The organism is Nonomuraea sp. NPDC003707, from assembly GCF_053587055.1.
In genome coordinates this window covers 114,386-136,082 of record NZ_JBSFNK010000025.1, presented here as the reverse complement: position 1 = coordinate 136,082, position 21,697 = coordinate 114,386, and the positions used below count along the sequence as shown (strand labels likewise).

General features: G+C 71.8%; 8 protein-coding genes. 6 read left to right on the top strand and 2 right to left on the bottom strand.

The genetic code is table 11. The features are described 5' to 3' along the window. Positions 1-10: 10 nt before the first annotated feature. A complete protein-coding gene (locus tag ACWDRB_RS44900; protein WP_449904771.1) occupies positions 11-3,286 on the bottom strand; it encodes a type 2 lanthipeptide synthetase LanM family protein in 3,276 nt (1,091 codons plus the stop codon). Positions 3,287-3,530: 244 nt separating this feature from the next. Between ACWDRB_RS44900 and ACWDRB_RS44895 the strand changes: the two genes are divergently transcribed. The 6 genes from ACWDRB_RS44895 to ACWDRB_RS44870 all read left to right on the top strand — a co-directional run bounded on the left by ACWDRB_RS44895 (position 3,531) and on the right by ACWDRB_RS44870 (position 20,803). Beyond that, positions 3,531-3,710, top strand: a complete 180-nt coding sequence (locus ACWDRB_RS44895; RefSeq protein ID WP_350732115.1) for a hypothetical protein — start codon at positions 3,531-3,533, stop codon at positions 3,708-3,710. A 125-nt stretch (positions 3,711-3,835) separates the two neighbouring features. Next, positions 3,836-5,818 (top strand): hypothetical protein, encoded by a 1,983-nt coding sequence (locus ACWDRB_RS44890; protein ID WP_449904768.1) that lies wholly within the window; start codon positions 3,836-3,838, stop codon positions 5,816-5,818. Between the two features lie 116 nt (positions 5,819-5,934). Further along, positions 5,935-8,682 carry an AAA family ATPase gene (locus ACWDRB_RS44885; RefSeq protein ID WP_449904766.1) on the top strand — a complete coding sequence of 916 codons (2,748 nt, stop codon included), beginning with the start codon at positions 5,935-5,937 and terminating at the stop codon, positions 8,680-8,682. Between the two features lie 196 nt (positions 8,683-8,878). Continuing rightward, positions 8,879-13,003 (top strand): LamG-like jellyroll fold domain-containing protein, encoded by a 4,125-nt coding sequence (locus tag ACWDRB_RS44880; RefSeq protein ID WP_449904764.1) that lies wholly within the window; start codon positions 8,879-8,881, stop codon positions 13,001-13,003. Positions 13,004-13,113: 110 nt separating this feature from the next. Beyond that, complete coding sequence (locus ACWDRB_RS44875) at positions 13,114-19,446, top strand: RHS repeat-associated core domain-containing protein (RefSeq protein ID WP_449904762.1); 6,333 nt, start codon at positions 13,114-13,116, stop codon at positions 19,444-19,446. Between the two features lie 226 nt (positions 19,447-19,672). Continuing rightward, complete coding sequence (locus tag ACWDRB_RS44870) at positions 19,673-20,803, top strand: amidohydrolase family protein (protein ID WP_449904760.1); 1,131 nt, start codon at positions 19,673-19,675, stop codon at positions 20,801-20,803. A gap of 347 nt (positions 20,804-21,150) precedes the next feature. Here the strand turns inward: ACWDRB_RS44870 and ACWDRB_RS44865 are convergent, their stop codons facing one another. Further along, positions 21,151-21,630 (bottom strand): hypothetical protein, encoded by a 480-nt coding sequence (locus ACWDRB_RS44865; RefSeq protein ID WP_449904758.1) that lies wholly within the window; start codon positions 21,628-21,630, stop codon positions 21,151-21,153. Positions 21,631-21,697 lie beyond the last annotated feature (67 nt).

Genomic DNA, 21,697 nt, shown 5'->3' with positions numbered 1-21,697 from the left:
ACGTGGCGCTTCAGGCGGCCGGCGGGGCCAGGACCAGGACGGACGGCACCTCGGCGGGGGTGGCCAGCCGCAGGAGACCGTGCCCGATCCCCGCCAGACCGGACATCAGACCCGGCGTCGTCACGCCGCCCGGGGTACCGCAGAGCGGGCCGTCGGCGAGCTGGGCGAGCAGGACGCCGGCCCGCAGGCGCAGGGTGTCCGTCAGGTCGTGCCTGCCCGCGGCGACGGCGTGGGTGAGGAGCTCCAGGTTCCCGGCCTCGCCGTGGCACAGGCTGTGGCCGACGATGCCGGGCGGGCTGCTCAGGTACGAGCGCAGCGCCAGGTCCAGGTCGGCGGCGAGGTCACCGGCCGCTTCGGCGTTCAGGCCGGGACGGCGGAGGAGGTCGGCGCGGGCCAGGCCGATGCCGGGCGCGCCGTGGCACCACCCCTGCATGGACGGGGGCAGGCCGGAGGGGTTCGCCGAGGCGTCGGGCAGGTCCCGGAAGTCGGGCCAGTTGCCGATGCGGGTGTCGAATCGGGAACGCTCATAGGCGAAGGCGGCCAGGCCGGTCTCCGCGTACCGTGCCTCGCCGGTCCGGTCGGCGAAGCGGAGCAGCGCCCAGCCGATCCCCGCGGCCCCGTGGGAGAACCCGGTCAAGGGCGCCGAGGCGGGGATGTGACCGTGCCACGCCACCCCGCCGTCCTGCGGCCGCGCCGTCTCGACGAGCCGGTCGGCGCAGGTGCGGGCCACGTCCAGCGCGTTCGGCAGCCCGGTCGCCTCGTGGACGGCGAGCATCGCGGCCAGGCAGCCGGCCGCGCCGCCCACGACGTCGAGTTCCTCGTCCGTGGCGGCGGCGCCGGTCGTCGCGGCGATCAGGGGTTCGACGTGGTCGAGCAGACCGGGCGCGCTGAGGTCGCGGGCCAGGTGCGTCAGCGCGTACGCCAGCCCGACGGCGCTGTTGAACGGCCCGCACGGGAACGCCATGGCATTCCCGGCGATGCCGTCCACGAAGCCGGGGACCCAGGCCAGGGCCCGCATGGCGAGATCGGCGTGGCGGGTCTCGCCGGTGATCCTGGCGAGCTGGCCGAGGAAGAGGGCGACGCCGGGGGTGCCGCCGTACAGGTTGCTCTTGAGCGTGCCGACCGTCCAGCGGGTCTCGCCCACGAGCTCCATGCCGAGCCAGTTGGCGGCGGAGGCGTCGCGGTGGGCGCGTTCGGCGAGCTCGTCCCCGAGCGCCGTGGCCATGGCCACGAGCCGGTCCGCGAGCCCGTCTGCCGGCGGGGTGGGGGCGGCGGGAGCCGCAGGTGCGGCGGAGGTCCAGACGCGGTCGCGGTCGCGGCGGCTGGCCAGGGAGGCGCGGATGATCCACTGCTGCTCGGCCAGATCCCGGGGGCCCATGGCGCGGATCTTGGCGGCGGCGTCCGAGGAGGGCACGCCCGTGAGCGCGCCGGCCAGCGGCTCGTCCCGGCTGGTCCACAGGTCGGGCGTGCCGGGGCGGCCGGCGAACAGGGGGATGTCGCCGTTCCAGACGTCGGCGATCTCGGCGGGGACCAGCCGGCGGCGGACCGGGTCGTCGGTGCAGGCGGCCCACAGCGCGTCTAGCACGTGGTCGCGGTCCAGGGCGTCACGCATGACATCCGGGTGGGTCGATTCCAGCAGCAGGGTGCCGTACAGCTGCGTGGGCCGCATCACCACGCGGATCTCGTCCCCCTGGAAGGCCGCCAGGATGCCGCCGGGTGAGAGCAGTTCGTCGCGGTGGGCGGCGATGACCTCGTACGCGCCGGTGAAACCCGACAGGAAGTCCTCGACGTGGTCGGCCGGATCGGCGACGGCGTCACCGACGCCCGGTCGGTTGCTGCTGCCGGGGAAGGCCGCCCGCTCCCGGATCAGCCGCATCTCGTCGGTCCCCGCGGCGGACCAGCCGGCCGACTCGAACGGCAGCGTGCTGCCCGCGTCCCCGCCCATGCCTCCCATGTCGAGGGCGCCGCCGTCCTTGCTCCACACGACGGCCGGCAGCAGCCCCACCCGGGCGACCGAGGTGTCCAGCGCCCGTTCGGCCGGGTCGTCGTCGGTACGCCCGCGGGCGCCGCCCCTGGGGATCGCCGGGTGGAACAGCGCCTCCAGGTCGACCAGCACCGGCTGGTCACCGGCGGCGATGAGGTTCTCGAAGTGGAAGTCCACGCCGTCGAGCGCGTACAGCAGGGCCAGCAGGGCGCCCTGTCGCCGGTAGAAGGCACGTACGCCGGCCTCGTCCGCGCAGGGCCCGTGCTCGGCGTACTCCACCCAGCCGTGGCCCGGCCGTTCCAGCACGGTCAGCACGCGCAGGCCGAGGCCGGACATCCGGTCGTCGAGCCAGCCGAGCGCCCGGTTGAAGTGCGCGTGCACGGCCAGCGACCGCGGCTTGTAGACCACCCGCGCCCCGCTCTCGAACCGCAGCAGCCCGACCGACCGCCCGCCCCGGTGACCGTCGCCCACGCCCATGACCACCTCGGTCAGCGGCCCCGGCTCGGTCCCGCCGAACAGCTCCGCCACGATCGCGGACCGGTCGGCGGCCAGCCGCCGCAGCAGCTCCAGGTAGTTCTCCACGGCGTGGTCGGCGCTTTGGGCCATCAGCCGTGCCAGCACGACGTACTCGGACAGCAGCCCCGCCAGCCCCTCCCGGCCGGCCAGCCGCGTCGTGAAGGACCGGAAACGCTCCTCGGCGCTGTCCCCGTGCAGCTCGCCGCGTACCCGGGCCACGTTCAGCTCCAGGACGAGCACGCGCGAGGCGAGCGAGACGAGCTGCCTGCCGAGCTGGTCCGCGAACCCGCGCCGCAGAGCCGCCACCTTCCCGAGCCCGTCCGGCGCACCGGACACCATCCGGTCGACGGCGTCACGGACGAACGGGGCGACGATCCGCGCGAACCCCGCATCCCACGTGAACGTCGCCTCGTCGAGCTCCGGCGGCGCGGCCTGGACGCCGCCGCCCAGGGAGGCCGCCGCGAGCGCGGCTTCGACGGTGCCGGCCCAGGCGGGCCGGGGTGCGCGCGCCGCCAGCTCCTCGGGCGGCTCGGCCAGCAGCGCGAGCAGCACGTCGGCGTCGATGCCGAGGTCGGCGAGCCTGGCCTCGAACCGGCCGTCCTCGTCCATGCGGTGGGCGGCCCGCCAGCGCGCGAGCCGCCGCTCGGCCAGGTCGCTCTCGCGGGGAGCGGGCCGGGTGGTGAGCGCCAGCCGCTCGGCGAGCGTGAGCGCCCCGGCCCACCAGTGCGGTGCCGGTTCCGCGTCCGTGTCTGTACGTTGTGCCGGCGTCGCGGCGATGTGTGACAAAGGTGGCATCCTCGCTGCTCGCGGGGACCACGCGCTTCGGCGGGCCCCTGGCCGTTGGCTGTCAGCAGGATGAGACGGCACCCGGCCGCCGCGGCATCCGGTGAACGCCGTGAGCCGCCTGCCCCCGTCGCCCGCGGGATACGTGAAACCACTGAGGCGCCGGATTTACGGGTCCGCGGCCGTTCACCCAGGGGCCGATCTTGCCCACAATGGGCGCCGGAACCGACACGACCGAGGAGGACCGATGAACGACAACGGCAAGACCGGCATCCGGCGACTGCGGCGCATCGTCGTGGGCGCGGTGACGCTGGCCGCCTGCGCCATGCTCGCGATCGCGGGACCCGCCGCGGCCGACAGTGATGGCGGCTTCGGCGGTTTCGGCGGCGGCAGCGGCGGAGGAGGCGGGGCCACCGGCAGCTGGTGACCCGCCCTCCGGCACCGGATCAGCCGGGCAGAGTGACCGGCTCGGCAGAGGTCTTCGCTGTTGCGAAGTCGGTGATGACCTTGGAGCATCTCCTTACCGACGCGTACGACGTTCCGGGAGTGCCTGTGATCACCGATGATCTCTCCGAGCCGGAACTCGCCCTCTGGGAGGCGTTTCCCGTAGCGCGTCCGGTAGATCTTCCCGGCGTCCCCGTCCGGGCCGCAGTCATCGCGAAGCTGCTGCTCGGCGCCCAGGAACGCCTGCCCGGACAGACGCCCGCCCTGCGGCTGTCCGGAGCCCGGATCACCGGCTGGCTGGACCTGTCCGACGCCGAGGTGCAACACCCTCTGATCCTGACCGGGTGCGAGTTCGAGGAGGCGCCCGTCCTCACCGGAGCCCGCACCGGCCTGGTCGACCTCGCGGCTTCCCGGTTACCCGGCCTGCGGGCCGCGGATGCCGTGATCGGTGGGGGCCTGCGCCTGGAGGGGTGCCTGATGGACGGCCCGATCCAGCTCGGTGGAGCGCACGTGTCCGGGACGATGGATCTCAGCGACACGGCGATCCACGCGGATCCGGCCGTCCACGCCGACGGCCTGACCGTCAACCGGGATCTTCTGTGCGCGAACGCCGTCATCGACGGTGAGATGCGCGTCGCGGGCGCCAGGATCGGCGGGACGATGACGCTCGACGGCGCGCGGGTCGGGCGGCCGGGCGGCCGCGGCCTCACCGCCGAGGGGATCGTCGTCGACGGCGGGTTGTCGGGTCGGCACGGCTTCCTCTCGTACGGCGAGCTGAGCGTGCAGGATGCCCGGGTGGGGCGCCGATGCGAGTTCAGCGGAGCCCGGCTGTCCAACCCCGGCGGCGTCGCCCTGAACGCGGAGAGGCTCACCGTCGAGGGCAGGCTGCACTTCGATGAGGGCTTCGCCGCCGAAGGCGAAGTCCTCCTGCGCGGAGCCCAGGTGGCCGGGCAGCTCTTCTTCCGCCATGCGACTCTGGCCAATCCGGGCGGACGCGCGCTGAACGCACCGCTGATGGAGCTCGGCGGCGGACTGCGGGCCACACCCGGCTTCGTGGCGACCGGAGCGGTCTTCCTGGACTCGACGCAGGTCCGCGGATCGCTCAACGTCGACGGCGGGAGGCTCTCCAACCCGGGCGCGACGGCGCTCTCACTGCGGCGGCTGGGGGTCACCGGCAGGCTCAGCTGCAGCGAGGGCTTCAGCGCCGAGGGCGAGATCGTGCTCATCAACGCCAAGGTCGAGGGCACCGTGGAGTTTCACGGCGCCGTTCTCAGCAATCCCGGCGGGCGCGCTCTGTCCCTGTGGGAAGTGACCGCGGGCGGTGGCGTCGACTGCTGCGAGGGCTTCACGGCCACCGGAGCCCTCTCGATCAGGAACTCCCGGATCGCCTCCACGCTGTGCTTCGCCGAGACCACCCTCGACGGCGACCTTCACCTGCGTGGCGTCGAAGCGGCCTCGCTGAAGATCGGCCCGGAGACCCTGCTGCTGCGCACCGTCGACCTTCGTCACACCCGGGTCGGCCTGCTCGACGACGTTCCTGACCGGTGGCCCGCTCAACTCCTGATGAACGGCTTCACCTACGACAGCCTGGAGGCGCCCCTGCCCGTCCAGGAGCGCCTTGAGTGGCTGGCCAAGGAGGCCTACCAGCCGCAACCGTACGAGCAGCTGGCCGCCGTCTACCGCCGGCATGGTCACGACGAGGCCGCTCGGGACGTGCTGCTGGCCAAACAGCGCCGCCGCCGGACGGGGCAGCGGCTCGGGGCGCGGCTCTGGGGTTACCTGCAGGACTGGACCGTCGGGTACGGCTACCGCCCGTTCCGCGCCGCGCTCTGGCTCGCCGCCCTTCTCCTCATAGGCACGGTCGCTTTCACCGTCCACCAGCCACCGGCCTTCAAACCCGGCGAGGCACCCCCCTTCAGCCCCTTCCTCTACACCCTGGACCTGCTCCTCCCGATCATCACCTTCGGACAGGAGAGCGCGTTCGGCCCGCGTGACCTGCAACAGTGGCTCGCCGCCGCGCTGATCGCCGCGGGGTGGATCCTCACGACGACCATCCTGGCGGGCCTCACCCGCGGGCTCTCCCGCCAATAGCCATCGTCGGCTCCTGGAGCTCCGAACGATCTGGCATGACATCCGGCCTGACAGGGAGATGATCGTCCATGGCAGACTGGTGCTCCAGGCAGGTGATCGGCCGAGGTAGGGGTGCCTTGTTACATGGACGAGCCGCCGAGAAGGCGGAGATCGACCAGTTGCTCCAAGCCCTCCGGGAAGGCGGCAGCGGCGCGCTGGTCATCGCAGGCGACGTGGGCATCGGCAAGTCGGCCCTCGCGGAGTACGCGGCCGAGCAGGCGCGCGGCATGGAGCTGCTGCGCACCACCGGGGTCGAGTCCGAGGCGGAGTTGCCTTTCGCCGGCCTGCATCTCCTGCTCAAGCCGGTGCTCGACCGTGTCGACGCGCTGCCGCCCCGCCAGGCGGCCGCCCTGCGCGGCGCCTTCGGACTGGGTGACCCGCCAGGGGAGAACCGGTTCCTGGTCGGCCTCGCCACTCTGACCCTGCTGTCCGATCTCGCCGCCGAGCGGCCGCTGCTGTGCCTGATCGACGACGCGCACTGGCTCGACCGGCCCTCGGTCGAGGCGCTGACGTTCACCGCGCGCAGGCTCGGCTCGGAGGGCCTTGCCCTGATCTTCGCCGTCAGAGACGGGGAGGGGGACCTGCAGACGCTGGGGATGCCCGGGTTGCGTCTCGGTGCCCTGGCGCGGCCGGAGTCCGCCGCGCTGCTCGCCGAGCACGCGCCCGACCTGGTGCCGCACGTGCGGGACCGGCTCCTGGACGACGCCGAGGGAAACCCGCTCGCCCTCGTCGAGCTGCCGAGACGGCTGACGCCGGAGCAGCGCGCGGGAAGCCTGTTCCCGCTCGACATCGGGCACGGCGTGCTCCCGCCGGCCGATCGTGTCCGCCTGGCGTTCGAGAGCAGGATCGACCGCCTGCCCGAACCGTCCAAGGCCATCCTGCTCATCGCCTCCGCCGACACCAGCGGCGAGCTGGAGCCGATCCTTCGTGCCGCCGCCATGTTCGGGGCTTCTGTCGCCGACCTGGATCCGGTCCAGGCGGCCGGCCTGGTCACTCTGGACGGCCGGAAGGTGATGTTCCGGCATCCGCTCATCCGGACCGTCACCCTGCAGGCCGCTCCGTTCGGCCGCCGGATCGCGGCGCACCGGGCACTGGCCGCCGCGCTGATCGGCGACCGGGACGGCGACCGGCGCGCGTGGCACCTGGCGGCGGCCGCCACCGGACCGGACGATCAGGCCGCGGCCGAGCTCGAAGACGCGGCGGAACGGGCGCGCGCCGCCAACGGCTACGCGGCGGCCGGCGCCGCCTACGAACGCGCGGCCGAGCTGACGGGCGAGATCCCGGCGCGGGCGCGCCGTCTGGGCGCGGCGGCGGCACTGGCCGTCGCGTCCGGCCGGCTCGATCGCGCCGTCACCCTCGCCGAAGCCGCCGCGGATCTCATGGGAACGCCGTCGGCGCTGGCCGAGCTCGACCGTGTCCGGGCCGTGGCCGAGGCCCAGCGCGGCTCCCCGGAAGAGGCAGGCCACCTGCTCATCACCGGTGCCGAACGCATCACCGGGACGGATCCGGGCAAGGCCGCCGCGATGCTGGTGGAGGCGATTCGGGGCGCGCTGCTCGCCGGCAGCCCAGCCGTGGCCGGGCGGTCGGTCGGCCTGCTCCGCCGCTTGTCCGCTCCCCCCGAATCCTTCGCCTTCCGCTTCGGCACGGCCATGTCGGAGGTGGTGGACTTCTTCATCGGCCGGCAGCCGGAGGACTTCGCGGCCGCCCGCACGGCCATCGCGGAGGCACGCCGCACCCCCGGCGGCGAATGGAGCGACATGCTGAGCGCCGCCTGCCTCGCGCTCGCCATGGGGGACAGCCCGGCCTCCGCCGAACTGGCCGGTCGGCTCGTGGATGAGTACCGCACGCACGGCATGGTAGAGCTGCTGCCTGGGGCGCTGGAGCTACGTGCCCAGGCCCGGCTGTTCCTGGGGGAGTGTCGTGACGCGCTCATCGACGTCTCGGAAGGCTTTCAGGTGGCCGCCGACATCGGGCGCGACCAGGGGTCCGGCCGGCTGACCGCGATCGCCGCGATGCTCGCCGCGCTCAGCGGTGAGGAGGAGCGCTGCCAGGAGCTGGCGGAGCAGGCGGTGCGGTTCGGCGAGTCCCGGGGGCTGCGCATGAGCGCCGCCATGGGGACGTGGGCGCTCGGGCTGCTCGACCTCGGCCTCGGCCGCCACGAGACCGCGCTGGAGCACCTTCGCGGGCTGTCCCGCGGACCGCACCACCACGCCCTGGTGGAAGTCCTGGCCGCGGAGGACGTCATCGAGGCGACGGTGAGGACCGGCAGCGGCGCCGCCGCCGCGGAGAGCCTTGGCCGGCTTCGGGAGTGGGCGTCCCACGTACGGCAACCCTGGGCAGATGCCGTCGTGCTGCGCTGCCGTGCACTGACCGGCACCACGCGGGAGGCCGAGGAGCTCTTCCAGGCGGCCCTGCGCCTCCACGACAAGGCCGAGCACCCTTTCGCGCAGGCCCGCACAGAGCTGTCGTACGGGGAGTGGTTGCGGCGCGCCCGCAGGCGCGGCGAGGCACAGCACCTGCTCAGGGACGCGATGGACCGGTTCCAGCGGCTCGGAGCCGCCCCCTGGGCGGCCCGGGCGCTCGGCGAGCTGCGTGCCAGTGGTGACGTCACCGTTCCGCGCAGCCGTGCCGCCGACCGGCTCGGTGGTCTCACCCCGCAGGAGCTCCAGGTCGTACGGCTGGCCGCGCAGGGCCGGACGAACCGGGAGATCGCCGAACAGCTGTTTCTGAGCGTGCGAACGGTCGGCTCCCACCTCTACCGTGCGTTCCCCAAGCTCGGGGTGTCCTCGCGCGACGAGCTGGCCGGCATCGTCCGCACCGACTGAGGACCGCCGGGACGGCATACCCAATCGCGGCCGTGAGATGACTCAACCGGCCCGGAATCCACCCCCGCCGATGACTGATTCGCGAACGCGCGGCCGAGCGTACCGTGGGCTCGTTTGCTGATCTTGTGCCCACATCAGTGCTGGTGGCCCGGCGCGCCGCGCCGGTGCCGCAGTGTGCGCGCGAAAGAAGGTGCCGGTGTTCCGAAGGCTGGTCGCCGCCGCGGCGGCGGGGATTGTCTGCGCGTCGATGCTCACGGGTTTCGACGTCCAACGAGCGGGGCCGGTGGCACACGCCGCCGAGCCCGAGCCCGAGGCGGGAACCGACGGGCAGGCCCGTGCACTCGCCCGCCGCACCGGCCGCGAGGCGGAGATCCTCGCCAGGCGAGGAGAGTCACGGGAGGTCTTCGCGAACCCGGACGGTTCGTACACGGCCGTCGAGCACCTGCGTCCGGTCCGCGTGCGCCAGGGTGATCACTGGGTGGATCCCGACACCACCATGGTCCGCAGGGCAGACGGATCGATCGGGCCACGCGCGTCCACCGTCGAGCTGGCGGTGTCCGGCGGCGGCGACGCGCCGCTCGTGCGGATGTCCCGCGCCGGCCGGTCCATGGAACTGACGTGGCCGGGCGGACTTCCCGAGCCTGAGCTGCGGGGAGACTCGGCGGTCTACCGGGACGTGTCGAAGGACGTCGACCTGGTCGTGCGTGCCGACACCGACGGCTTCGCCCACACCCTGGTGGTCAAGACCCGCGAGGCGTTGTCCGGTGGCGCGCTCGCCACGCTGCGCCTGGGCATCGCGGGTGCGGGGCTCACCGTCCGGAAGGAGGCGGACGGACGGCTGCGCGCCGTCGACCAGGCCGCGGGCGGCCCGGTCTTCGAGGCGCCCGGGGCGATCATGTGGGACTCCACCGAGCCCGCGGGGGCGGCGCCGGATCGGGCGTCCCGCGCCGGGGACGACCTGGCGGACGGTCCGTCGCCCACGTCGAAGGTGGCCGACCTCGGGACGGCGGTGGACGGGCAGGGCCTCACGCTCACCCCGGACGCGCGGCTGCTGAACGCCCCCGACACGATGTTCCCCGTCTACATCGACCCCGTGTGGAAGACCGTCAAGGCATCCGCCTGGGCGTACGTGTCACGCAGTTACCCGAGCACCTCGTTCTACAAGTTCGGCGGCAAGCCGGACGCCGGACTCGGCCACTGCGCGGGCGACGCCAAGTGCGCGCCGTCCGACGTCAAGCGCCTCTTCTACCGCATGTCGACCAGCGCGTACGCGGGCAAGCACATCATCTCGGCCGACTTCGTGGCTAAGGAGACCTGGTCCTACTCCTGTGACGGCCGCACGGTGCAACTGTGGCGCACCAAGGCGTTCGTCGACGGGTCGACCTGGAACTCCACCGACGACAACTGGATCGACCATCTGGACACCCGCGACGTGGCCAAGGGGTGGTCCTCCGACTGCCCAGGCGGCGACGTGGAGTTCGACGCCACCAAGGCCGTGAAGGACGCCGCCGCCTTCAGGTGGTCCACGACGACGTTCGGGCTGCGGGCCGGCTACGAGAGCGACCCGTACGGCTGGAAGAGGTTCGCCGACGACGCCTACCTGCGCGTCAACTACAACACCCCGCCGCCCCAGCCGAAGATGAGCGACCTGGCGATGAAACCGGGCGGCAAGTGCGTCCGCAGCCCCGCTCCGGCCGTGCGCGTGCCCCCGACGCTGCTGGCGGTGCTACGCGACCCGGACTCCGGGGACGCCAAGAAAGTGTACGCGGAGTTCGCCGCCGGCTGGGACGGCGCGCGACGGTGGACCTCCGCCAAGATCGGGCCGAAGACCAGCGGGTCGACCTTCCAGGTCACGTTGCCCGCGTCCATTCCCGAGAAGAAGACGATCGACTGGGCCGTACGGACCTGGGACGGCTACCAGTACAGTCCGTGGAGCTACGCGGGCGACGCGACCTCCTGCTATTTCACCTACGACAAGGGCTGGCCGGCGTCCCCGACGGTGACCTCCACCGTTTATCCGGAGTCCGACCCGGATAACGACGACGACCCCTGGTACGACGGCGTCGGCCGCTACGCGACCTTCACCGCGGACGCCCCGGACGCCGACGTGACGAAGTACTGGTTCGGGATCAACGAGAACGCCACCCAGGCCATCGAGCGCAAGCCGGCCACGCCCGGCGGGCCGGTGACGATCCAGGTCGCCCCCGACCACGCCGGCATCAACTTCGTCACCGTTCAGGCGTTCGACGCGGCGGGCAACGCCAGCGAGCGAGCTTACTACGCGTACCGGGCCAAAGCGGGAGCTCCGGCCCGGGCGGAGTGGGCACTGGACGACCCCGTCGACTCCACGCAGGTCGCCGATGCCACGGGCAGGTTCCCGGCCACGGTCGAGGGAGGCGTGACGCTGGGGGTGCAGGGCGTCTCCAAGACGGCGATGCAGCTCAACGGCACCACCGGCAACGCGGTGACCGCCGGGCCGGTGGCCGACACCTCCACCAGCTTCGCGGTGTCGGCGTGGGCGCGGCTTCCGGAGGACAAACCCGATCACGCGGGCATGATCGCCAGTCAGAACGACTCCGTACGGACGTCGTTCGAGCTCTACTACTCGTCCTCCTACGACCGGTGGATCTTCAACCGGAACACCGGGAACGACGCGAGCGCCACGACCGTCCGGGCGCAGTCCGCCACCGCTCCGCAGGGAGGGGAATGGGCGCACCTCGTCGGCGTGTACGACTCGGTCGCCAAGCAGATCAAGCTGTACGTCAACGGCAAGCTCGCGTCCACGACGGCGTTCACCACACCGTGGAAGGCCGCCGGACCGGTGCGGATCGGCGCCGGGTCCTCCAACGGGGCGCTGGCATCCTTCTTCCCCGGCGAGATCGACGACGTGCGGATCTTCGACCGCATCCTCACCCCTGAGGAGATCGGCGACCTCTTCACCCAGCACCCCATCGTGAACGCCCGCTGGAAGCTGAACGACTCGGCCTCGGCGGTCCGCCCGAGCACCGCGTACTGGAAGCTGGACGAGGCGGCGGGCGCCGGCCGCGCCGAGGAGGTCACCGGTACCCATCCGGCGGGCAAGGTCGGCGGCGTCACCTTCGGCACCGCGGGCAAGTACGGCAACGCGGCGCGCGCCGACGGCACGACCGGCTATCTCAAGACCGCCGAGCCCGTGCTGGACACGGGCAAGAGCTTCTCGGTCACGGCCTGGGCGAAGCTGGCGGCCACCAAACCGGCGCACGCCGGGATCATCGCCACGCAGACCGACTCGGTGAAACCGGCGTTCGAGCTCTACTACTCGTCCTCCTACGACCGGTGGATCTTCAACCGGAACACCGGGAACGACGCGAGCGCCACGACCGTCCGGGCGCAGTCCACGACGGTCCCGCAGGGTGGCGTGTGGACGCACCTCGCGGGGGTCTACGACGTCGCCGCCAAGCAGATCAAGCTGTACGTCAACGGCAAGCTCGCGTCCACGACGGCGTACACGACGCCGTGGAAGGCCGCCGGACCGGTGCAGATGGGCGCCGGCTCCTACGGCGGCTCGCCCTCGTCGTTCTTCCCAGGGGACATCGACGAGGTCCGGATGTTCGACCAGGTCATCAGCGACTCGGAGATCGCCGCCATGGCCTCCGGCTCACCGCTGACGATCGCGGCGGACGACGCCGGCGCGGGACGGCACGTCACCCTGTACGGCAATGCCCGGATCGACCAGGCTGCGGGCTGGGTGGGCACCCCGCCCGGCGCCCTCGTCCTGGACGGCAACGGCGATTACGCGGCCTCCGCCGGCCCCGTCGTGCGCACCGACGACAGCTTCACCGTCGCCGGCTGGGTGACCACGGCCGGTCGGCCGAGCCGGGCTTCGGCGATCTTCAGCCAGGAGGGCTCGGTGAACAGCGCCTTCACCCTGCGCTACCGGCCCGACTCGACGGACCCGGCCAACGCGGGCGGCTACGAGATCGAGATGCCCGACAAGGACGCGACCGGTCCGAATCGTCCCACCGCCCAGCACTCCGCCTTCCAGTCAGGCCTGGAATGGGACCACGTGGCGATCGTCTACGACGCCTTCCAGGACCAGATGAGGCTCTACGTCAACGGCGAGCCGGAGCAGACCGAGGACCACGTGTCGTGGCGGTACAACGTGCTCGGGTTCAACGCGGGCAAGGGGCTGCAGCTCGGCCGGACCAAGACGGACGGCGCGTACGGCGAGTACTGGCCGGGCGTGATCGACGACGTGTGGGCCTTCCAGGGGATCTCGACCGACGAACAGATCCAGATGCTGGCAGGCGGCACGGAACTCCCCACCGACACCGGCCCCTGATCGGGCCGGGCCACGTCACGCGCCCGCGGGGCGCGACCACTTCACCAACTCTTCGCCGATCGCCGCGCGGCGAGCACGCCGCGCGGCGATCGGCAGTCCGGAGGATGCAGATGGGCAGATCCGAGGGCCCCGGCAGGCTCATGCGTCACCTCGCCGCTTTCTCGGCGGTGATGCTCGCCGCGGGCACGCTTGTGGCGGTACCCGAACAGGCGTCGGCGGCTCCCAGGAAGGAGCCGCCCGTTGTCGGGAAAACGGAACGGGTGGTCGCCGGGCGGCCACTGAAAGCCGTCGCCCGCAAGCCCGATCCCGCGGCCGGCGGAGCGACCACGCCGGCGGCGCAATGGCCTCGGCCCGGCGCCGCCGAGTCCGAGGTGCCGGCCGCGGCGCAGGAGAAGCGCGCGGGTGACCTCCCGGTGTGGGTGCGCGCGCCGCGCGGCACGGACAGGAGCGTCGCGCCCGCCGCGAGCAAGGTCCAGGTCCAGGTCATGGATCGCGCCGCCGGCGAGCGCGCCGGCGTGGACGGAGTCGTGTTCGGCGTGACGGCGGACGGCTCGGTCGGGGTGGAGCTCGACTACTCGGGCTTCGCGGGCGCGTACGGCGGCTCCTACGGCAGCCGGCTCCGGCTGGTGCGCCTGCCCTCGTGTGCACTGACCACGCCGTCGAACCCCGAGTGCCGGACCACGACCCCGGTGGCCTCGCACAACGACACGGAGCGTAAGAGACTCTCCACCGACGTCGCCTCGCCATCGCCATCGCCATCGCCATCGCCATCGCCATCGCCATCGCCATCGCCATCGCCATCGGCAGCGGCAGCGGCGAGCGCGGGCGGTCAGACGGTGCTCGCCGCAGTCGCGGGCGACTCCGGCGACAAGGGCGACTACTCGGCCACCAAGCTCTCCTCCTCGGCGACGTGGTCGGTGTCGGAGCAGTCCGGCGACTTCTCCTGGTCCTACCCGATACGGGTGCCGCCCGTGCCCGGCGAGCTGACCCCGAAGGTTGGGATCTCCTACTCCTCCGGCGCCATGGACGGCCGCACCTCCAACACCAACAACCAGCCGTCCTGGGTGGGGGAGGGCTTCGACTACTGGCCCGGCTACATCCAGCGCGGGTACAAGCCCTGCGCCGACGACGGCGCGCCCAAGGACGAATGGGGCACCCCGCCGGGCGACCAGTGCTGGGCGTACGACAACGCCGCCATCAGCTGGAACGGCAACGGCGGAGAGCTCGTCCAGGCCGGTGACGGCACCTGGCGGTTGAAGAACGACGACGGCACCCGCGTCGAGCGGCTGAAGGACACCGGCACCGCCAACGGCGACGACGACGGCGAGTACTGGAAGCTGACCACCCCGGACGGCGTGCAGTACTTCTTCGGCCTCAACCGGCTGCCCGGCTGGAGCTTCGGCAAGTCCGAGACCGGGTCGGCCTGGACCCAGCCCGTCTTCGGCGACGACGCCGGCGAGCCCTGCCACGGCGACACGTTCGCCAAGTCCTGGTGCCAGCAGGCCTACCGGTGGAACCTCGACTACGTCGTGGACCCGCGCGGCAACGCCATCACCTACTTCTACAAGCAGGAGGGCAACCGCTACGGCCGCAACCTCGAGCCGGCCGACGACACCCCGTACGTCAGGGGAGGCTGGCTCGACCGCATCGAGTACGGCCGCCGCGCGGACTCCCTCTTCACCGGCAACGCCCCGGCACTGGTCGTCTTCCGCGTGTCCGAGCGCTGCCTCGGCGACGCCCCCGCGTGCGCCCCGGACAAGATCGACAACACTCCGCTGAACTGGCCCGACGTCCCCTGGGACCTCGACTGCGCGGCCGGTACGGAATGCAAGGGCACCCACGGCGCGCTCACCCCCACGTTCTGGTCGCGCAAGCGGCTCACCGAGGTCAAGACCCAGGTGCAGAAGGCCGACGGCACCTACCGCGACGTCGAGTCGTGGACGCTCGACCACGACTGGGGCGACGCGGACGTCGACCGCGCGCTGCTGCTGAAGTCGATCAAGCACACCGGCCTCGCCTCCGGCACGGTCATCACGCTGCCGCTGGTGACGTTCAACCACGTCCAGCTGCCCAACCGCGTCGACAAGCAGGGCGACGACATCGCGCCGTTCGTCAAGTACCGGCTCGGCGCGATCTACGACGAGTCCGGCGGCCAGATAGACGTCAACTACTCCGACGAGGACTGCACGCTCGGCTCGCTGCCGAAACCGGAGACCAACACCCGCCGCTGCTTCCCCGTGAAGTGGACGCCCGCCGGTTACGAGGAGCCGATCCAGGACTGGTTCCACAAGTACGTCGTCACCCAGGTCGTCCGGTCGGACCGGACCGGCGGCGGGCCCGACATGCTGACGTCGTACGATTATCCCGACGGAGCGGCCTGGCACTTCGACGACGACGACGGCATCACCAAGGAGAAGTACAAGACCTGGTCGCAGTGGCGGGGTTACGGGCGCGTCCAGGTCACGACGGGCGGGTGGAACGACCCCCGCTCCCTCACCGAGCACCTGTACCTCCGCGGCATGGACGGCGACCGCCTGAACGCCGACGGCGGTGCCAAGAGCGTCAAGATCTCCGACGGCGAAGGCGGCGAGCACGTCGACCATGACGCCCTGGCGGGCTTCGAGCTGAAGAGGACGGAGTTCGCCGGACCGGGCGGCGCGGTGGAGGTCAAGACCGTCAACACCCCGTGGCGGCGGCAGACGGCGAGCCGTACCCGCAGCTGGGGGACGGTCACCTCCAACCTCGTCAACGTCGCCAAGACCCACACGTGGACGGCGCTCGACGGCGGCAAGTGGCGCGAGGCGGAGAGCTCGGTCACCTATGAGCCGACTGCCGGCCTCGTCACGCAGACCGACGACGAAGGCGACGTGTCCACGAACGCCGACGACCGGTGCGTCCGCGTCAGCTACGCCCAGGACGACAAGCGGTGGATGCTGAACTTCCCCTCCGGGTCGGAGACCGTCTCGGTGAGCTGCTCGGTCACTCCCGACCGTTCGAAGCAGCTGCTGGAGGCCGAGCGCTCGTCCTACGACGGCGGGGCCGTCGGCGCCGCCCCGGTCAAGGGCCTGCTCACCAAGAGCGAGGAGATCGCCGCCCACGACGGCACGAAGGCGACGTACGTGGCGGCGGAGACCTCCACGTACGACTCCTACGGGCGCGACCTCACCTCCAAGGACGCGGCGGGCAACGTCACCACCACCGTCTTCACCGACACCGCCGGGCTGACCACCGAAGTGCGGGTGACCGGGCCGCCGGCGAAACCCGGTGACGAGACCACGGCGCACGTCATCCGCGAGGAGCGCGACCCGGCCTTCGGCCTGCCGACCGCCAAGGTGGACGCCGACGACAAGCGCACCGACCTCCAGTACGACGCCCTGGGCCGCCTCGGCGCGGTGTGGCTGCCCGACCGGTCCAAGCAGGCCAAGCAGACGCCCAACCTGGAGTTCAGCTACCGCATCGCCGACGGCCAGATCATCGCGATCGGCACCCGGCGGCTGACCGCCGAGGGCGACCAGACCGCGCCGACGTACGAGCTGTACGACGGGTGGCTGCGACTGCGCCAGGTCCAGGACCAGGGCTCCGGGGGCGGGCGGCTGATCGCCGACACCCTCTACGACTCCCGCGGCAACCTCGCCCGCGAGTACGGCCAGTACTACTCGACCGGCGCTCCTTCGACGACCCTGTTCGGCCCCTACGAGGGCAACGTCGAGTCGCAGACGGCTCACGACTACGACGGCCGCAACCGGGAGACGGTCCGGCGCTTCCTGGTGGGGAACGGGGAGACCCGCGAGAAGTGGCGCACCACGACGGCCTATTCGGGCGACCGGACCTCGGTGACCCCGCCGGCGGGTGCGACGGCGTCGACCTCCGTCTTCGACGCCCGCGGCCGGCTCGTCGAGCTGCGCCAGTACCGCGGCGGCACCCCGGCGGGCGCCTATGACGCGACCTTCTACACCTACACCCCGATGGGCGATCGGGCGACCGTGAAGGACGGCGTCGGCAACACCTGGACCCACCACTACGACCTGCGGCGGCGGGAGATCCAGACCGACGACCCGGACAAGGGAACCACCAAGTACACCTACGACGACCTCGACCGGGTCACCTCGATCGAGGACGCCCGGCACCGGAAGGTCTTCACCACCTACGACGCGCTGAGCCGGAAGACCGAGGTCCGGGAGGGCGCGGCGGACGGGCCCGTAATCACGTCCTGGGTCTACGACACGGTCCACAAGGGCCAGCTGTCCAGCGCCACCCGCTACACCGACGGGCAGGCGTACACGACCGCGGTCAACGCCTACGACAGCCTCGACCGGGTGATCCGCACCACCGTGACGATCCCCGCGTCCGAGGGCAAGCTGGCCGGGAGCTACCAGTTCGACAACCGCTACAAACTGGACGGCACGACGCAGTCGACGAGCTTCCCCGACTCCGGCGGCCTCGCGGCCGAAACCGTCGTCTACGGCTACGACGAGCTGCGCAGGCCGACGACCACCTCGGGCCTCACCCCGTACGTGACCAGGTCCACGCACAGCCTGACCGGCAAACCGGAGCAGTACGAGCTGTCCACCGGCGGCAAGAAGGCGTGGCTCACCTACTCCTACGAGTTCGGCACCCAGCGCCTGCACTCCTCCAGGACCGACCGTGAGGAGGTCGCGGGGGTGGACCGCGCGGCCACGTACGGATACGACCCGGCCGGGAACATCACCATGATCTCGGACGTCTCGCGCGACGGCACCGACACCCAGTGCTTCGCCCACGACTACCTGCGCCGGATGACCGAGGCCTGGACCCAGGGCACGCCGTCGTGCGCCGGGACGCCGGCCGCCGGCGTGGTCGGGGGCGTGGCGCCGTACTGGCAGTCGTTCACCTACGACCCGACCGGCAACCGTACGAAGGAGGTCCAGCACGGTGTCGGCGGTGCCGCCGACACCGTCCGCTCCTACACCTACCCCGCGCCGGGGGCGCCCCGGCCGCACGCGCTCTCCTCGCTCACCCAGACCGGCGGCGCCGGGGCGCGGTCCGACACCTACACCTACGACGACATCGGCAACACGCTGAGCCGCCACGACCAGAGCCTGGAGTGGGACGTCGAAGGACGGCTCAGCAAGACCACCGAGGGCGGGAAGGCCACCTCCTACGTCTACGACGCCGACGGCAACCGGCTCATCCGCCGCGACCCAGCCGGGGCCACCCTGTACCTGCCGGGGATGGAACTGCGCCTGGACAACGTCACGGCCAAGGTCGAGGCCACCCGCTACTACGTCCACGACACGGTCACCGTCGCGGTCCGCACCCCGAAGGGTGTCACCTTCCTGGCGGCCGACCAGAACGGTACCGGCGAACTCGCGATCGACGCCGCCACGCAGCAGCTGTCGCAACGCCGCTTCACCCCCTTCGGCCAGCGGCGCGGGACCTCGATCGGCACCTGGCCGGGAGAGCGCGGCTTCGTCGGCGGCACCGACGACCCGACCGGCCTCACCCATCTCGGCGCCCGCGAGTACGACCCGGCGACCGGCAGATTCATCAGCGTCGACCCGATCATCGACTCGCAGGACCCGCAGCAGATGAACGGCTACGCCTACGCCGGCAACAGCCCCGTCACCTTCACCGACCCGGACGGCAAGTTCTACTTCCCGCCGGTCATTCCCGGCGGGGGGATCATCGGCGAGGTCATCGGCTCCATCCTCGACAAAAAAGGCAGCAGTAGTAGTAGCGGCCACCGTGGTGGTAACGGTCGTCGCTCCAATCCGGCCCGCGGCGTGTACTCCGTGGCAAAGGCGTCCGTGGGCGCTGTCTGCGGGCTCGGCATGCCCCTCCAGAACTTCTGCCAGGACGCCGTGGAGGGCGTCGACCCCCGCAAGTTCGACGGGCTGAGCTGGCTCCTGCTCGGCCTGGGAGCCGCCGCGGACGGCTTCGACTCCCGGGCAGGGCGGTCGGCGATCATCGGGCTCCGCAACTACGACAGGATCAGGAAGATCGGTTCGGCGTTGATACTGACCAACCGGAACCGCTGGCTCAACCGCGGTGCGCGCCTCTGGTACAACGGCGATGCCAACCGCGCCCTGGCCCGCGGGATCAAGTGGGGAAGGCGTCTCAGCAAGGCCGGCAAATTTCTGGGCGTAGTCGGCTACGGGCTCGAATTCGGCGTCACGGCTTACGAACAGTACGAGGAAGACGGGGGTTCCGACCTCACCAAGGGGGAGCGGCTGGGCCGCGCCACCCTCCGCGGCGGAACTGTGGCGACCAGCGCGGCCCTCGGAGCGAGCGCGGGGGTCGGATTGTGCCTGCCCGGCGCGGCGATCGCGGTGGCCTGCGGCGCGGTGGGTGGCTATGTCGGCGGACTGATCGGCGGGCTCGCCGCCGACACTGCGATCAAGACGTACGACAAAGTGAAGTCAGGCTGGTCGAAGGTCAAGAACACATGGAACAAGATCTTCTGAGCGGGCCGGACACCTAGCTCACGTGGAGGCCCGGAGCGCGACCGTCGCACGGTTCCGCTTCGGCCCTCCATGACACCATGCGGCGTTCGGCACGGCGCCGAGGGCGGCCGTGGGGATCGCGGTGGTGGCGCTCGCGATCCGGGGGGCGACATCAGGGCTGGGGCGCGGGCGAAGTTGAGTAGGGCATACTCAGGCGATCGCGGCGCGAGGGCGCGACGGTGGAGCCATGCTCGCCCTACGCGCCCGCCGTCTCTTCGACGGCCAGGAAATGCGCCACGACCAGGTGGTGATCGTCGAGGACGGCCGCATCACCGGCATCACCACCGAGGTGCCGGCCACGGTCGACCTGGGTGATGCCACGCTGCTGCCCGGACTCATCGACTGCCACGTCCACCTGGCCTTCGACGCGAGCCGCGACGTCGTGGCGATGCTGGAACCGCCGGGGCTCGCCGACCGGATGCGGCAGGCCGCGCGGCAGCACCTCGCGGCCGGGGTGACGACCGTACGCGACCTGGGGGACCGGGACTACCTGGCGCTCGGGCTCGACCTCGGGCTCGACGGGCCGGAGATCCTCTCCGCCGGGCCGCCGATCACCACTCCCAGGGGGCACTGCTGGTTCCTGGGCGGTGAGGCGGCGGGGGAGCACGGGGTGCGCGAGGCCGTACGGGAACGGGCGGCGCGCGGCGTCCACGTGATCAAGATGATGGTGACGGGCGGCGAGATGACGCCAGGCACGCACTCTCACCTGCTCCAGTACGGCCTCGCCGAGCTGAGGGCGGCGGCCGACGAGGCCCACGCGCACGGCCTGCCGATCACCGGGCACGTCCACTGCGCGGAGGGGATCGCGCACGTCCTGGACGCCGGGTTCGACTCGATCGAGCACTGCTCGTTCTTCACCGAGGACTCCTACGCGGTGGACCACGCGATGATCGCCCGGCTGGCCGCCGCCGACGTCGTGGTGTCCCTCACGGCGGGGGTGCTGCCCGGCCCGGCGCCGCTGCCGCCGCGTATCCAGCAGCGGATGGCGGGCATGAGGGAGGCGCTGCGGGCCGTTCAGGCCGCCGGGGTGGACTTCGTCATCGGGACGGACGCGGGCATCGGGCCGCCCAAGCCCCACGGAGTGCTGCCGTACGGGGCGGAGATGCTGGTCGAGCACGGGTACGCGCCTCTGGACGTGCTGCGGGCGATCACATCGGGCGCGGCCCGCGTCTGCCGGGTGGGGGAGCGCAAGGGCAGGATCGCGCCCGGGTTCGACGCCGATCTGCTGGCTGTGGCGGGCGACCCGCTCTCCGACATCACCGCGCTGCGGCGCCCGCTGGCCGTCTACCGGATGGGGTACCGCGCCCCGGGCCGATGACCCGTCCGAGGGCGGTATATACGGGGATGCGAGCTGTGTGAGCGCGCGGGCGGACCGGGGCGTGGCCGGCCACCGCCGACCCGGTGCCGGAGGCGAACGGGGGCGCTCGCGGGCGTCCAGCGCCCCGAGGCCCGCATCGGCTTCTTCACCGACTCCGCCCCGGTCACCCTTCACCGCCGGCCCGGACACCGCCCTCGCCCGTGTCGTCTACGACCGCACCGCCGCCCTGCTGGATATCTGATCTCAGCCCGCCGATGCGGCTCCCGCCGACCGGCGCGTGGCCTCGGTCGGCGGGAGCCGGAACTTCGCGTCCAACCCCGCCGGGATCATGCGGAAGGTTGAGCCGCTCAGTTGAAGCAGTCCTGCTTCTTCAGGGCCATGCCGAACTCCGTGACCTTGCCGTGCAGGACGGTGAAGGAGTAGTAGGCCTTCGTGTTGCCCGGCACCGTGGTCACCCAGAAGCCGTGCGTGTCCTGCTTGAGGTTCGGGTAGACCTTCTTCAGCTGCGACTTGGCCGTCCCGGCCGCCACGCCTTCGGGAGTCTTGGCGGCCTTGGGCGCGAAGAAGGCGGCCACACCCAGCTTCGGCGAGATGTACAGGCCGACGTTGTCCTTGCCGGTCGGATACTTCTTCAGGTCCCAGCCCGAGCAGCCGTCGGTGCCGCCGTCGATCTTCTTGGTGATCCCGGCCGCTTTGGCCTGCTTGAGCGACATGCCGAGCTTCAGCCCGCCGAAACCGTTCGGACCGACAACCGGCTTGGTCTGGGCGAGGGCGGGGGTGGCGGCGAGCGTCAGGGTGGCGGCCACGGTGATCATGAGCTTCATCATGGTTGGTATGACGACCGCGAAGCGCCCAAGGTTCTGAGTAGACCTTACTCATGTGCGTCCCGCGAGG